Origin of the sequence: Achromobacter sp. Marseille-Q4954 (assembly GCF_943737025.1) — a bacterium.
Taxonomy (GTDB): domain Bacteria; phylum Pseudomonadota; class Gammaproteobacteria; order Burkholderiales; family Burkholderiaceae_B; genus Achromobacter; species Achromobacter bronchisepticus_A.
In genome coordinates, this window is the sequence record NZ_CALSFQ010000002.1 from 434,423 (window position 1) to 448,866 (window position 14,444).

15 protein-coding genes are annotated in these 14,444 nt (G+C 66.6%); 7 read left to right on the plus strand and 8 right to left on the minus strand.

The window, feature by feature from the left end; genetic code table 11:
- Positions 1-12 precede the first annotated feature (12 nt).
- The gene (locus NGK62_RS20060; RefSeq protein ID WP_251879985.1) at positions 13-927 is read right to left on the minus strand and encodes a LysR family transcriptional regulator; all 915 of its coding nucleotides are present in this window, start codon (positions 925-927) and stop codon (positions 13-15) included.
- A gap of 171 nt (positions 928-1,098) precedes the next feature.
- Here NGK62_RS20060 and NGK62_RS20065 point away from each other — a divergent pair, with 171 nt between their 5' ends.
- From NGK62_RS20065 to NGK62_RS20075, 3 genes are all read left to right on the plus strand, one after another.
- On the plus strand, positions 1,099-1,797 hold the full coding sequence (locus tag NGK62_RS20065) for a pirin family protein (protein ID WP_059375824.1): 699 nt from the start codon (positions 1,099-1,101) through the stop codon (positions 1,795-1,797).
- A gap of 105 nt (positions 1,798-1,902) precedes the next feature.
- Positions 1,903-2,808, plus strand: coding sequence for a pirin family protein (locus NGK62_RS20070; RefSeq protein ID WP_059375827.1), 906 nt, complete (start codon positions 1,903-1,905; stop codon positions 2,806-2,808).
- Between the two features lie 88 nt (positions 2,809-2,896).
- On the plus strand, positions 2,897-3,874 hold the full coding sequence (locus tag NGK62_RS20075) for a Bug family tripartite tricarboxylate transporter substrate binding protein (RefSeq protein ID WP_059375831.1): 978 nt from the start codon (positions 2,897-2,899) through the stop codon (positions 3,872-3,874).
- 15 nt (positions 3,875-3,889) lie between these two features.
- On the opposite strand, the gene NGK62_RS20080 is transcribed toward NGK62_RS20075, so the two are convergent.
- The 3 genes from NGK62_RS20080 to NGK62_RS20090 all read right to left on the minus strand — a co-directional run bounded on the left by NGK62_RS20080 (position 3,890) and on the right by NGK62_RS20090 (position 7,531).
- Positions 3,890-4,666 (minus strand): ABC transporter ATP-binding protein, encoded by a 777-nt coding sequence (locus NGK62_RS20080; RefSeq protein ID WP_118932485.1) that lies wholly within the window; start codon positions 4,664-4,666, stop codon positions 3,890-3,892.
- Between the two features lie 5 nt (positions 4,667-4,671).
- A complete protein-coding gene (locus NGK62_RS20085; protein ID WP_118932476.1) occupies positions 4,672-6,342 on the minus strand; it encodes an ABC transporter permease in 1,671 nt (556 codons plus the stop codon).
- A 145-nt stretch (positions 6,343-6,487) separates the two neighbouring features.
- Positions 6,488-7,531 (minus strand): Fe(3+) ABC transporter substrate-binding protein, encoded by a 1,044-nt coding sequence (locus NGK62_RS20090; RefSeq protein WP_059375838.1) that lies wholly within the window; start codon positions 7,529-7,531, stop codon positions 6,488-6,490.
- 336 nt (positions 7,532-7,867) lie between these two features.
- On the opposite strand from NGK62_RS20090, the gene NGK62_RS20095 reads away from it, so the two are divergent.
- Positions 7,868-8,644, plus strand: a complete 777-nt coding sequence (locus NGK62_RS20095) for a ferredoxin--NADP reductase (protein WP_059375840.1) — start codon at positions 7,868-7,870, stop codon at positions 8,642-8,644.
- 207 nt (positions 8,645-8,851) lie between these two features.
- The gene (locus tag NGK62_RS20100; protein ID WP_251879987.1) at positions 8,852-9,643 is read left to right on the plus strand and encodes an SDR family oxidoreductase; all 792 of its coding nucleotides are present in this window, start codon (positions 8,852-8,854) and stop codon (positions 9,641-9,643) included.
- A 134-nt stretch (positions 9,644-9,777) separates the two neighbouring features.
- Here NGK62_RS20100 and NGK62_RS20105 read toward each other — a convergent pair whose 3' ends face one another.
- The 3 genes from NGK62_RS20105 to NGK62_RS20115 are packed head-to-tail and all read right to left on the minus strand — an operon-like array spanning position 9,778 to position 12,513.
- Positions 9,778-10,740: a Bug family tripartite tricarboxylate transporter substrate binding protein gene (locus tag NGK62_RS20105; protein WP_251879989.1), complete on the minus strand. Its 963-nt coding sequence runs from the start codon at positions 10,738-10,740 to the stop codon at positions 9,778-9,780.
- Positions 10,741-10,774: 34 nt separating this feature from the next.
- Positions 10,775-11,158 carry an AtuA-related protein gene (locus tag NGK62_RS20110; RefSeq protein WP_118932475.1) on the minus strand — a complete coding sequence of 128 codons (384 nt, stop codon included), beginning with the start codon at positions 11,156-11,158 and terminating at the stop codon, positions 10,775-10,777.
- Positions 11,155-12,513: an acyclic terpene utilization AtuA family protein gene (locus NGK62_RS20115; RefSeq protein WP_251879991.1), complete on the minus strand. Its 1,359-nt coding sequence runs from the start codon at positions 12,511-12,513 to the stop codon at positions 11,155-11,157. The genes NGK62_RS20110 and NGK62_RS20115 overlap by 4 nt, the downstream gene beginning before the upstream one ends.
- Before the next feature lie 98 nt (positions 12,514-12,611).
- On the opposite strand from NGK62_RS20115, the gene NGK62_RS20120 reads away from it, so the two are divergent.
- On the plus strand, positions 12,612-13,526 hold the full coding sequence (locus NGK62_RS20120) for a LysR family transcriptional regulator (RefSeq protein ID WP_251879993.1): 915 nt from the start codon (positions 12,612-12,614) through the stop codon (positions 13,524-13,526).
- 135 nt (positions 13,527-13,661) lie between these two features.
- On the opposite strand, the gene NGK62_RS20125 is transcribed toward NGK62_RS20120, so the two are convergent.
- Positions 13,662-13,829, minus strand: a complete 168-nt coding sequence (locus NGK62_RS20125) for a YhfG family protein (RefSeq protein ID WP_251879995.1) — start codon at positions 13,827-13,829, stop codon at positions 13,662-13,664.
- Between the two features lie 210 nt (positions 13,830-14,039).
- Between NGK62_RS20125 and NGK62_RS20130 the strand changes: the two genes are divergently transcribed.
- A complete protein-coding gene (locus tag NGK62_RS20130) occupies positions 14,040-14,426 on the plus strand; it encodes a Rid family detoxifying hydrolase (protein ID WP_013393965.1) in 387 nt (128 codons plus the stop codon).
- The last annotated feature ends 18 nt before the right edge of the window (positions 14,427-14,444 follow it).

The following is a 14,444-nucleotide window of genomic DNA, read 5'->3' on the forward strand; positions in this document are numbered from 1 at the left end:
CGGCCGCGCGCCTTATCCTATCCCCAAGAGGCTCTCGCACAGGCGCGGCGACTTCAGTTTCTGCAGCCACCATTTCAAGGCTTCGCCCGGCGGCTCCGAGCGCCAGGCGTAGGTCAGGTGTTCCGTCAGGGACATGCCTTCGTCTGTCTCGCACACCACCAGCAGGCCCTGCGCAAGATACGGCGCGGCCAGGGTCAGCGGCAGGTAGCCGCAGCCCAGGCCGCGCACCTGGGCGTCTATCTTGGCCTGCATGGTGGGCATGACCAGGGTGGGTTGCTCGGCCAGGATGCCGCGCGTCTGCGGCGCCAGGTTGCGCGACGTGTCCGCCACCACCACCGCGCAATAACGCGTGATGTCGGCGCGGCTCAAGGGCTGCGGCAGTGACGCCAGCGGATGGTGCGCGGCCACGCAGAAGCCGAATTGGGATTGGCCCATGGCTTGCGAGCGATAGGGGCCGGTGGGCTCGCCCGCCGCGCCCGCGCCGATGACCAGGTCGGCCCGTCCTGAGGTCAGGGCGTCCCAGTTGCCGCTCAACACCTCGCTGGAAAAGCGCAGCGTGGTGGCGCTGCCCAGCGCCTGGAACTCTTCGATCAGGTCATACAGCGGCCGCCGCGGCAGCACCGCGCTGACGGCGATGCGCAGCTCCACCTCCCAGCCTGTGGCAATGCGCTTGACGCGGCAGGCCAGATCGTCCAGCGATTGCAGCACGTGGCGGCCGTCCTTCAGCAGCGTTTCGCCCGCCGGCGTCAGCAGCGCGCGGTGCCCGGAGCGGTCGAACAGCAGCACGTCCAGGCCATCTTCCAGCTTGCGGATGGAATAGGTGACGGCCGAAGGCACCTTGCCCAGTTCGCGGGCGGCCTTGGCAAAGCTGCCGTGGCGCGCGATGGCGTCCACCAGGATCAGCAGTTCGGGGGTGATGGCTTGCATGGTCGCTTCCGGCACAGGTATTCAAAAAATTTGAATGATTCCGTCAAAATATAGCGCCAAACAGGCCGGTCCGCACGCGCACAATACCACTCATGCCGGTGGTGCAGCGGCTTCCCAAGAAATGATGGCAGGGCTGCACAACCATTCACATTATTGAAACAGGAGTCCGCAATGCTTACCACTCGCCGCGCCGCTGAACGGGGTCATGCCAACCACGGATGGCTGGACTCGTTCCACACGTTTTCCTTCGCCAATTACTACGATCCTGCCCACATGGGCTTCGGCGCCCTGCGCGTGATCAATGACGACCGCATCGCGGCCGGCCGCGGCTTCGGCACGCATGGCCATCGCGACATGGAAATCATCACGTATGTGCTGGACGGCGCGATCGCCCACAAGGACAGCATGGGCAGCGGCTCGACCATCCAGCCCGGCAACGTGCAGCGCATGAGCGCAGGTCGCGGCGTCATGCACTCCGAGTTCAACCCGCTGGCGGACCGCGAAACGCACATGCTGCAGATCTGGATCGAGCCCGACGTCACCGGCATCGCGCCGGAGTACGAAGAGCGCGGTTTCAGCGATGAGCAGAAGCGTGGCCGGCTGCAAGCGCTGGTGTCGCCGGATGGCGCCGATGGCTCGATGAAGATCCATCAGGATGCGCGCCTCTATGGCGGGCTGTTCGACGGCGCCGAATCGGCCGCCCTGGATCTGGCCGCCGGCCGCCGCGCCTGGGTGCACGTGGCCCGCGGCAGCCTGACGGTCAACGGGGTTGAACTGTCGGCTGGCGACGCGCTCGCCATCACCGGCGAGCCCCGCGTCGAGCTGTCGGGCGGCAAGCAGGCCGAAGTCCTGGTGTTCGACCTGGCGTAATGCGCCAAGGCGGGCGGACTGAACCAAGTCCGCCCGCCGCAGTTTTTTCATGCAGGCGGCAGGCCTTAAGATGGCCTTAGTCCCCACCACCCGGAGAGTCCGATCATGTCCACCTTGTCCGAAGCCGGCGAAAGCCAGATTGAATCCGTCGTGGTGCCGCGCACCAGCGACCTGGGCGGCTTTTCCGTGCGCCGCGCCATCCCCTCCGCGCAGCGCCGCACCGTCGGGCCGTTCGTCTTCCTGGACCACATGGGTCCGGTCGAATTTGCCGCCGGTACGGGCATAGACGTGCGCCCGCATCCGCATATCGGCCTGTCCACGGTGACCTATCTGTACGAAGGCTCCATGGTGCATCGCGACGGAGCGGGCCACACCCAGACCATCCTGCCCGGCGAGGTCAACTGGATGACGGCCGGCCGCGGCATCGTGCACTCGGAACGCTCCTCGCCCGAAAGCCGCCAGGCGGCGCAGCGCCTCTGTGGCCTGCAGATCTGGGTGGGGCTGCCCAAGGAACATGAGGAAACCGATCCGGGCTTCACCCACTATGGTCTGGATGCCCAGCCGGTCATCGAAGGCGAGGGCGTGCGCGCCCAGGTGGTGGCGGGTTCGCTGTTCGGCAAGACGTCTTCGGTGAAGACGCTGTCGCCGCTCTTCTATGGCGATCTGCAACTGCAGGCGGGCGCGACCACGGTGCTGCCGGCCGAGCATGAAGAGCGCGCCGCCTATCTGGCGCAGGGCACGGTCGAGATCGACGGCCAGGAGTTCGAAAGCGGCCGCCTGGTCGTGTTTGCGCCGGGCCGCCCCGTGCAGATCCGCGCCAAGACCGCGGCGCGCTTTGCCGTGATCGGCGGCGAACCTCTCGATGGGCCGCGCTTCGTGTGGTGGAACTTCGTCTCCAGCAGCAAGGACCGCATCGAACAGGCCAAGCAGGATTGGCAGCGCAGCCGCTTCGACCAGGTCGTGCCGGGCGACGAGACTGAGTACATCCCGCTGCCCGAACCGCGCGCCTGAGTCAACGCTCAAGCCCGGCCGCGCGCAAGCGCCGCGCGGCCGGCGGTATGATGCGCCTCCGAACCCAACAACACGGGATGGAGACAACATGCATCGCTACACATTCAACGCGCTGCGCGGCCTGGCCGCGGTGGCGCTGATCCAGGGCGCTTCGGCGGCGCTCGCCGCCGGCTATCCGGCCAAGCCCATCACCTTCATCGTGCCTTACACCGCCGGCGGCACCACCGACCTGGTGGCGCGCACCGCCGGGCAAAAGGTGGCGGAAAAATTGGGCCAACCCGTCATCGTCGAAAACCGGCCCGGCGCGGGCGGCAACATCGGCATGGACGCCGTGGCCAAGGCCGCGCCCGACGGCTACACCATTGGCTTCGGGGCCATCTCGACCAATGCGCTGAATCCCTTCGTCTACCCGTCGATGCCTTTCGATCCCACCAAGGATTTCACGGGCGTCAGCATGCTGGGCGCGTCCACCGTGGTGCTGGAAGTCGGCCCGGCCTTGAAGGTCGACAGCGTCAAGGATCTGGTCGCCTACGCCAAGCAGCATCCGGGCACCTCGTTCGGCACGCCGGGCACCGGCACCTCCATGCATCTGGCCGGCGTGATGTTCGACCAGCTGACCGGCGCCGGCATGCAGCACATTCCGTACAAGGGCAGCGCGCAGGGGCTGAACGACCTGCTGGGCGGCCACCTGCCGGTGATGTTCGACAATCTGCCGGCGTCGCTGCCGCATATCAAGGCGGGCAAGGTGCATGCGCTGGCGGTGACGGGCAGCAAGCGTGCGCCCGCCTTGCCGGACGTGCCGACGCTGGCCGAGCTGGGCTACGAGGCAGCCGTGGTCGATCCGTGGTTCGCGGTCTATGGGCCGGCGAAGATGTCGCCCGAAGTGACCAAGGCGCTCAGCGAAGCCTTCCAATGGGCGTTGGCCCTGCCGGAAGTGAAGACCAAGCTGGAACAGGCCGGCTTCATGCCCTATGGTTCCACGCCGCAGGAAGTGGAGCGCCTGACCCAGAGCCAGCACGAGGCTTTCAAGGCCTTGTCGCAAAAGGTGAAGCTGTCGGCCGACTGAGCGGCCGGGATGACCTCAGCGGCCGCGGGCGTAGGCCTGCTCGCGCCGCTCTTCCAGCGCTTCGCGGCGGATGAAATCGCGCACGAAGTCGCTGGCGGGATGATGGTGCAGGTTATAGGGCGTGTCCCACTGCGCGATGCTGCCCTTGGACATGATGCCGATGCGGTCGGCGATGGCGAAGGCTTCGGCCTGGTTGTGCGTGACCAGGATGGCCGTGTGGCCGGTGGTCTTGAGGATGTCGCGCACCTCGAAGGCCAGGCGCTCGCGCGTGTCCACGTCCAGGTTCGAGAAGGGCTCGTCCAGCAGCAGCAGGTCGGGCGAGGGGGCCAGCGCGCGCGCCAGCGCCACGCGCTGTTGCTGGCCGCCGGAAATCTCGTGCGGATAGCTGTTGGCGGCATGGGCCAGACCCACCAGCTCCAGCATTTCTTCGACGCGGCGGGCGCGCTCCGGGCGCGCCATCTTGCGCAGACCGAAGGCCACGTTCAGCGCCACCGTCAGGTGAGGGAAGAGCGCGTAGTCCTGGAACATCATGCCTACCCGGCGATGCTCGGGCGCGACCTGCACGGTGGGCGAGGAAATGACGGTGCCATCCAGCAGGATGCGTCCGGCCCGCACCGGCTCGAAGCCGGCGATGGCGCGCAGCACCGTGGTCTTGCCGCAGCCGGACTCGCCCAGCAGGCAGCCGATATGGCCCACGGGCAGCCCCAGCGTCAGGTCCTGCACCACGGGCTTGAGTCCCGCCGGCGTGTCGTAGGCGAGGGAAAGGTGATCGAGTTCTAACAGATCGGGCACGATGATCAATGTCCCATTTTCAGATTGGTGCGCGCCAGCAGGATGACGGGGAACAGGCCGGCCAGCACGATGGCCAGCGCGGCGACGGCGCCTTCTTCATAGGTGCCGCGGGCCGCCTCGGCGTAGAGCCAGGTTGCGAGCGTGTCGAAATTCATGGGCCGCAGCAACAGCGTCGCGGGCAGTTCCTTCATGGCGTCCACGAACACCAGCAGGGCGCTGGCCGCGAGCGCGGGACGCAAGAGCGGCAGATGCACGCGGCGCAAGGTCCCGGCCGAGCTTTCGCCCAAGAGGCGCGAAGCCTGCTCCAGTGACGGCGGAATACGGGCCAGGCCGGCTTCCAGCGCGCCGGTGGAAATTGCGAGGAAACGGATCGCGTAGGCGCAGACCAGCGCGCCCATCGAGCCCATCAGGAACAGTCCCGTGCCGCCGAAGACCTTGGCGACCGCGGTATCGATCCAGACGAACGGCGTGAGCAGGCCGATGGCCAGCACCGTGCCGGGCACGGCATAGCCCAGGCTGGCGATGCGCGCGCAGGCGCGGCCCGGGTTGAAGCCCGAGCTTTCGCGCAGCGTGCGTCCGGCCCACGCCACGACCAGCCCGCACAGCAGGGTGACGACGGTGGCGCTGAAGGCCACGATCAGGGTATTGCTCAAGCCGTTCAACAACTGATGGGAAACGCCGCCCACCAGATGCAGGCGCTTGTAGGTCTCCACGACCAGATAGAGCGCCGGCGCGACAAAACCGATCAGCACCGGTATCCAGCCCAGCGCCGCGGCAACGGCCGCCGCCGGACCGCGCAGGCGGCGCGGCTGCATCGGGCGCATGCGCTGCGTGTTGGCGTAGCGCTGGCGCTTGCGGCCATGGCGTTCCAGCAGGATCAGCCCGATCACGATCGCCAGCATGGTCAGCGCGATCTGCGCCGCGCCCGCCAGGTCCGAACGCGTGACCCAGGTGGTGTAGACCGACACGGTCAGCGTCTGCACGCCCAGGAATTCCGAAGCGCCGATGTCATTCAGCGTTTCCAGCAGCGCCAGGCTGACGCCGACCACGATGGCGGGCCGGGCCAGCGGCAGGGCGACGCGGAAGAACACGGCGAGGCGGCCGGCGCCCAGCGTGCGGGCCGCTTCCAAGAGGCTGGCGGCCTGCGTCATGAACATGACGCGGGTACTCAGGTAAACATAAGGGTAGAGCACGAAGCCCAGCACGAAAATTGCGCCATAGATGGAACGCAGGTCGGGCAGGCGGAACTGGCGCGGGCTGTCATAGCCCAGCAGCGCGCGGATCGCGGTCTGTATCGGGCCGATGGGATGCAGCAGGTCCAGATAGGCGAAGGCGATGATGTAGGTCGGCACCGCCAGCGGCAGCAGCAGCGCCCAGGTCAGCACGCGGCGGGTAGGGAAGTCGTACGCGGTCACCAGCCAGGCCGCGCCCGTGCCCAGCAGCGTCACCAGCACGCCCACGCCGGCCAGCAGGATGGCGGTATTGGCCAGCGCCTGCGGCAATACGTAATTGGCGAGATGCTGCCAATGCGAGAGTTCGCCGCCCAGCGCCCACCAGCCCAGCGTCAGGACGGGCGCCAATACGGCCAGCGCGATCAGGGCGGCGCCGGCCAGCCAGCCGGCCCCGCGTTCAGTCCAGCGCAGACGCAGCGGCCGGGGCAAAGAATCTGTGTGCATGCTTCAAAGTCGATTGCATCAATGGCAAGGCCTGCTCCCCCAATAGAAGGGAGCAGGCCCTACGCGTGAGCTTATGCGCAGCCCGCGCGTTTGTCACTGCCGCATGGTTTCGCCAAGCCGGCGGGCGTGGCGTTCCATGGGCCTATCAGTTGTCAAAACCGACCTTGTCCACCAATTCGCTGGCTTGCTTGCGATGCTTGGCGATCTCGGTCAGCGGCAGCGGGTCCACCTTCAGTTCGCCAAAACTGGCGATCACGGGGTCCAGCTTCACGCCCTTGCGGACGGGGTATTCATAGTTTGCCTGGGCGTACAGGGCCTGGGCGGGTTCCGACACCAGGAAGTCCAGCAGCTTGACCGCGTTGGCCTTGTTGGGCGCGTGGGCGGCAACGGCGGCGCCGCTGACGTTCACGTGCGTGCCGCCGCTCTTGGCGTTGGCGAAGGTCGGGCGGATCACCTTGATGGCATCGCCCCACTTGCGGGCGTCGGTGCCGGGCTCGGCATTCTTCATGTGGCCGACGTAATAAGCATTGGCCAGGCCGATGTCGCAGATGCCGCCCAGGATGTCGCGGGCCACGTCGCGGTCGCCGCCGGCAGCCTTGCGGGCCAGGTTGGCCTTGACGCCGCGCAGCCATTTTTCGGTGGCTTCGGCGCCGTCATGCGCGATCATGGAGGCGACCAGCGCGGTGTTGTAGGGATGCTGGCCCGAACGGATGCAGACCTTGCCCTTCCACTTGGGATCGGCCAGGTCTTCGTAGCGGAAGGCTTCCAGCTTCAGGTCCTTTTCCACGTACAGCACGCGGTCGCGCAGCGACAGGGCGTACCACTTGCCGTCGGCGCCGCGCAGGTTGGCGGGGATGACGGATTCCAGGGTTTGCGACTTGACCGACTGGGTCACGCCGCCATCGACCAGGTCCAGCAGGTTGCCGATGTCCACGGTCATCAGCACGTCGGCGGGCGACTTGGCGCCTTCCGCCTTGACGCGCTCCAGCAGGCCGTCCTTGACGAAGACCGTGTTGACCTTGATGCCGCTTTCCTTGGTGAAGGCGTCCAGCAGCGGCTGGATCAGCTTGGGTTCCCGGGTGGTGTAGAGGCTGACTTCCTCGGCGGCGTTGGCCGACACGGCGAAGGCGGCGGCGCCGGCCAGCGCCAGGGCGCGCAGCAGCGAGTTCAATTGGGGACGCTTGGTCATGACGAGGTGCTCCGGCTAGGGCTGCAGAGGGATTCCCGAGGCTTCAGGCCTTCCCGCCGCGCAAAACTGTCTGCTAACGAAAATGATTATCAAATGAGAACGCGACGATAACAGGAAGCAAAGCGGCGTTCAACTGGTCGTAAGTCAGGCAGGCTGCAAGCTTGATCCCCATCAATACGGCATAAGGGTATTACGGAATAATGAGAGCAGTTATCATCGAGACCCTGTAGAATAGGGTCAACCCTAATGCCGGCCGCGTCTTTTGTGCGGTGCGGAATGACCCAGCGGCGCAAGCCGGGCGCGTAGCCCGGGGCGGCCGCCCTTATTTGATACGACATGGCTGCTTTCAACACTGAGCGCGTACTAAGCGTGCACCACTGGAACGACACCCTGTTTTCCTTTACCACGACGCGTGACTCGGCCTTGCGGTTCCACAATGGCCACTTCGTGATGATCGGACTGGAAGTTGAAGGCAAGCCCTTGCTGCGGGCCTACAGCATCGCCAGCGCCAACTATGAAGAGAACCTCGAGTTCCTCAGCATCAAGGTGCAGAACGGCCCGCTCACGTCGCGCCTGCAGCATCTGAAAGAAGGCGACACCATCCTGGTCAGCCGCAAGCCCGTGGGCACGCTGGTCGTGGACGACCTGAAGCCGGGCAAGCACCTGTTCCTGTTCGGCACGGGCACGGGCCTGGCGCCTTTCATGAGCATCATCAAGGATCCGGACGTCTACGAACGCTTCGACAAGGTCATCCTGGTGCATGGCGTGCGTTGGGTCAGCGAGCTGGCCTACGCCGACTTCATCGAAAAGGAATTGCCGAACAACGAATTCTTCGGCGACGTGGTGCGCGAGAAGCTCGTGTATTACCCGACGGTCACGCGCGAACCGTTCCGCAACCAAGGCCGCATCACCGAACTGATGGAAAACGGCAAGCTGTGCGCCGACATCGGCATTCCGCAGATCAATCCGGAAACCGACCGCGCCATGATCTGCGGCAGCCCCCATATGCTGGCCGACATCAGCGCCATGCTGGACAAGCGCGGCTTCACGGTATCGCCGGGCGTGGGCCAGCCGGGCGACTACGTGGTCGAGCGCGCATTCGTGGACAAATAAGTCCCGCCGCTGGCGCCAAGCCAAAAACCCATCGCAGCGATGCGATGGGTTTTTTGTTTTCCGAGGCCGTAGGACGTCATTTTCAAGTGCAGCCCCCGCAACGAGAAGCACGCGGCGCTGATGGGGCGCGACAATACAAGGCTCAAGGCGCGGATCGCCGAATCCGCCATGCGCCAATCGATTGCAAACAACGACAAGGAGCGAGAAATGGATCTGGGCATTACGGGCAGGACCGCGCTGGTGGGTGGCGCAAGCAAAGGCCTGGGCTACGGCTGCGCGCTGGCCTTGGTGCGCGAGGGCGTCAACGTGGTGATCGTTGCGCGCGGCGCCGACGCCCTTGAGGCCGCGCGGCAGCAACTGCTGCAGGCGCGGCCGGACGGCAAGACCTTCGTCAAGGCCGTGGCTGCCGATATCACCACCGCGCAAGGCCGCGAGGCCGTGTTCGCCGCGCATCGCGACTACGACATCGTGGTCACGAACGCGGGCGGGCCGCCGCCCGGGGACTTCCGCGATTGGGGCAGGGAGCAGTGGCTGAACGCGGTCGACGCCAACATGCTCACGCCGATCGAGTTGATCAAGGCCTCGGTGGACGGCATGGCCGAGCGCGGCTTCGGGCGCATCGTCAACATCACGTCCAGCGCGGTCAAGGCGCCAATCGACATCCTGGGCCTGTCCAATGGCGCGCGCAGCGGCTTGACCGGTTTCGTGGCGGGCGTGGCGCGCAGCGACATCGCGGCCCGCGGCGTCACGATCAACAATCTGCTGCCGGGCGCTTTCGCCACCGATCGCTTGAGCTCGGCCCTGGCGGCATCGGCAGCCAAAACGGGGCAGGATGCGCAAGCCGTGCGCGCCCAGCGCCAGGCAGCGATTCCGGCTGGCCGCTTTGGCAACGCGGAGGAGTTCGGCGCCATCTGCGCCTTCCTGTGCAGCGTCCATGCGGGCTACATCACCGGCCAGAATGTGCTGGCGGACGGCGGCGCCTATCCCGGCACGTTCTGAGCGGCCAGCGGTGACGTATCGAGCAGATCAGTTCGCGGGCTAGACGGTGTGAATGACCGGCCCTCGGCAGCGGCGTGCCCAGCTGGCGACGGGCGGCGGCGCGAGCGCGCACCGCCGCCCGCAGGCGTCCCGGCCTATTCAGGCTGAATGCCTGCCTTCTTGATGATCTCGCCCCACTTCTTCGACTCGGCCTGCTGGAACTGCGCCAGTTCTTCCGGCGTGGAGCTTGCCGCGTCCGTGCCCGTCTGCGCATAGAACTGCTTGGCGGGAGCGCTTGCCGTGGCCTTGACCAGCAATTCATTCAGGCGCTTGACGACATCCGGTGGCGTGCCGGCAGGCGCATACGCGGCGAACCAGTAGCCCATTTCGTAGCCCGGGACACCGGCTTCGGCGATGGTGGGCACGTCCGGCGCCAGCGGCGAGCGCGCCTGGCCGGTCACGCCCAACGCGCGCAGCTTGCCTGACTTGACCTGCGGCAGGCCGGTGGCGGTGTCGGTGATCATCATATCGATCTGGCCGCCCAGGAGGTCGGTGACCGCCAGCGGGTTGCTCTTGTACGGCACGTGCAGCAGCTGCACGCCCGCCATCTGCTGCAGCAGTTCGCCGGCGATGCGGCTGCTGGAGCTGCCGCTGCCGAAGCTCAGCTTGCCGGGCGCTTGCTTGGCCTGGGCCAGGAAGTCGCCGACCGTCTTGGCCGGCGAACTGGGATTGACCACCATGATCTGGCCGCCTTTGCCCAGCAGGGTCAGCGGCGCGTAGTCCTTGACCGGATCGTAGGTCAGCGTCTTGTAGAGGTGTTCATTGGCCGCGTGCGTGGTGTTGGTGGTGATCAGCACGGTGTAGCCGTCAGGAGCGGCGCGGGCGCCGGCGGCGGCGCCTATCATCGCGCTGGCCCCGGGCTTGTTCTCGATCACCACGGCCTGGCCGGTCTGTTCGGTGACGCCCTGGCCGATGGCGCGGCCGATCTGGTCGGTGGCGCTGCCGGCCGCGAACGGCACGATGAAGGTGATGGATTTGGCGGGGAACTGGGCCATGGCGCTCAAGGGCAGGGCGGCGGCCAGCAGCAAGGCCAGCCGGCCTTTGGAAGCAATGCGCATGTGTGTCTCCTGTGGATTTTTATAGGAATCGAAATCAGGCGGCCGCGGGGCGGTCACCGGGTATGTCAGGCAGCCGGGCGGCCAGCGCCGGGCTGACCTCGACCGTCATGTCCAGCAATCTGAATGACAGGCTCTTGCCGTGCGTATCCAGGTTGAGGGCATCGTTGACGCCGCCGTCCAGCACGCCTTCCAGCACGAAGTTCATGGCGTGCAGCGTGGGCAGCATGTAGCGGGTGACGCGGCTGGGGCGGCGGTAGGCGAACCAGGCGGCGACGCGGGCTTCGGTAGCCTGTGCCGCCAGCACGTCGTAGCATTCCGGGTCCCAGGCGATCAGGCTCAGGTTGGAGATGTCGCCCTTGTCGCCGGAACGGCTGTGCGCCAGGCGATATAGGGGGACTGAGATCAGCGGCGGATTCATTGCGGGGCTTCTTCCAGGAAGGTCCAGCCGCTGGGCACGGCGTCGCGCGGCAGGGTGCAGGACAGCATGTTCAGGCGCGGGCGCAGCGCGGTGCGCACGCCGCCGCCGCCGGCCGGGCCGCAGGTATAAAGCGCGGTCACTTCGCGCAGCACGCTTTCAGCCAGCTTGCGGTCCAGATGTTCGGCCGCGATGCGCAGCCGCACGTCGCGCGCATGGCCGGGGGGCAGGGCCGACAGCATGCTGCCGGCGTCGTCGCCCAGGATGCTGATGGCGCCGATGAGGTCGGCGCGCAGCCGCAGGGCCGGGTCCAGGCGCTTGCGCACGATATCGGCGGCCAAGCGGGCGCGCGCCTCGGCCTGTACCCCGGCGTAGGAGATCTCGGCCTCGGCCAGCCAGCCGCCGCGGTAGCAGACGTTGACCTTGAGTTCCGCCGGACGCGCGTGGCCGGTGATGCCACGCACCGCCACCCGATCGCCGCCCAGGTCGACCACCTCGGCGCGGCTCAGGTCGGCGACGACGTCCGGCGTCAGGTAGCGCGCTGGATCGTGCACCTCGTACAGCAGTTGTTCCTTGACCGTGCGGGCGTCGACCATGCCGCCAGTACCGTCTGCCTTGCCGATCACGAATTCGCCGTCCGCATCGATCTCGGCGATGGGAAAGCCCGCGGCATGCACGTCCGGCACGTCCTTCAGGCCCGGCACGCAGAAGTAGCCGCCGGTAACCTGCAGGCCGCATTCCAGCATGTGGCCGGCCATGGTGGCGCGGCCCAGCCGCGGCCAATCGTCCATGGACCAGCCGAAATGGGCCAGTGCCGGACCCAGCGTGAGCGATGGGTCCGACACGCGGCCCGCGACCACGATCTGCGCGCCGGCCCGCAGCGCCTCTGCGATCTCGGCGGCGCCGAGGTAGGCGGTGGCGCTGACCACGTCCATTCCGTCCAGCGCGCCGCCAAGGCGTAGTCGCAGCAGTTCGCGTTGCGCATCACCGGACAGCGCATCGCCGTGCACCACCGCGATGCGCGGCGCGGGCAGGCCTTGCTGCCGGGCCAGCGCGGCAATGCGCCGCGCCGCGGCGCGCGGGTTTGCCGCGCCGAAGTTGCCGACGATGCGGATGCCGTGGCGCAGGCAATCGGCCAGCACCGGGCCGACCAGCTCGTCCAGCAAGGGTTCGTAGCCGCGCTCCGGATCTTCGTTGCGGGCCAACTGGGCCAGCGCCAGTGTGCGCTCGGCCAGCGTTTCATAAATCAGCACGCCGCCGCCGCGGGCGATCAGCGTGCGCACCACGGCGGCGGCGCCGTCGCTGCGGTCGCCGGAGAACCCGGAGGCGCAGCCTATGTGGAGGGGGGCTAGGGACATACGGAATCAGGGCAGGGGTCTAGGTGTCTAAGCCCACTATAGGCATGCGCGGCTCATCAGTAAAATAGAAAGATCGGATCAATTCATAGAGAAAACCCATGAATCTGTCTGCTCGCCAATTGCGCGCGTTCGTGGCCCTGGCCGAAGAAAAACACTTCACCCGGGCCGCCCAGCGCTGCCACCTGACGCAGCCGGCCTTCAGCGCCCTGATCCGCCAACTGGAGGACAGCGCGGGCTTGCGCCTGTTCGACCGCAACACGCGCCATGTGGAACTGACGGTCGAAGGGCAGGTGCTGGACGCGACTGCGCGCAGGCTGCTGGCCGACATGGACCTGGTCATGGAGGACCTGCGCGACCATGCCGCCAGGCGCCGTGGGCGGGTGGCGCTGGCGGCCTTGCCTTCGCTAGCCGCGGGTTGGCTGCCGGGGCTGTTGGCGCGCTTTCGCGAAGCCTATCCAGGCATCACGGTGGACCTGCGCGATGCGCTGCTGGATCCCTGCCTGGATCTGGTGCAGGCAGGGCAGGTCGACTTCGCCGTGGCTTCGCGGCGGCCAGACATGAACGATCTGGACAGCGAGTTCCTGCATGCCGACCGCTACTTCCTCGTATGCCGCGCCGACCATCCGTTGGCGGACGCGGGCCGCGCCCGGCTGCGCGACATCCTGCGCTATCCCATGATCCAGCTCGCGCGCGGCAGCAGCGTGCGCAAGCATCTGGACGCCGCCCTGGGCGCCGACGCGCCCGCGCCGGTGTTCGAGGTCGAACACCTGGCCACGGTAACGGGGCTGGTGCGCGCGGGGCTGGGCATCTCGGTGGTGCCGGCGATGACGCTGTTCCACTTCGGCGGCGCCGACCTGCGCATCGTGCCGCTGGCCGGCAAGGCCTTGACCCGGCCGCTCTACCTGGTGCGGCGCAAGGGCCGCACGCTATCGGTGGCGGCGCAGGCCTTGTATGACCTGCTGCGGGAGCATCGGGGGGATATCGATAGCCCGGGATGCCATGGAGTTGGCTAGTCATGGCGGCGATCTCGGAAAGATCTTGCTCAGCCTGCGCGAGCAACGAATCGTCCCGGATGTTCAGTCGGTTGCGTAGCGTGAAACTGCCGGGGTAGCAGTACGGATCCTGTCCGGTGCCGTACTTGTCCAATGTCAGGCAGGCTTGCGATAGGCGCGCAACACGGCTTCGCGGGAAGGCAGTTCGCGCTGCGCGTGGGCGGGCGTGACTGGGTAACCTTCCAGGCGCAGGCTCGCTGCGTAGTTGGAGCGGCGCACCTTTGCCCAATAGTCCAGCTTGGCTTGGAGGTTGGTGTTTTTCAAGGGAGACGCCTCATTTGAGAAGCTGCGGGGGTATCCAGACGATTATGCCGAAGCGCGCATTGGACTTGGCTGGCCCAGCCTTGCGGGAAGCATTTCATATATGTTCCGTCTTGCAGCCACCCTACGGCATTCAGCCACTTTCGCAAAAGTCTATTGCTGGATAAACTTCGATAGTTGTAGTTTCTATCCGACTTTCGAAGGATTCCGCCCATGAGCAAGCAAATCATCCATACCGACACCGCGCCCGCCGCGGTAGGCCCTTACTCGCAAGCGGTTGCCGTAAGCGGCACCAAGACTGTCTATCTCTCGGGCCAGATCGGCCTGGAGCCGGGCACTGGCGATCTGGTCTCCGAGAACTTCGATGCGCAGGTGCGTCAGGCTTTCGCCAACATGCAGGAAGTCATCAAGGCTGCCGGCGGCACGCTGGACAATGTGGTCAAGCTGACGCTGTTCCTGACCGACCTGGGCAAGTTCACGGCCGCCAACGCCATCATGGCCGAGATCATTCCCCAGCCGTTCCCGGCGCGCTCGACCATCGGCGTGGCCAGCCTGCCCAAGGGCGCGCAGTTCGAGGTCGAAGCCATTCTGGTCCTGTAAGGCCCGTCCGGACTTTTC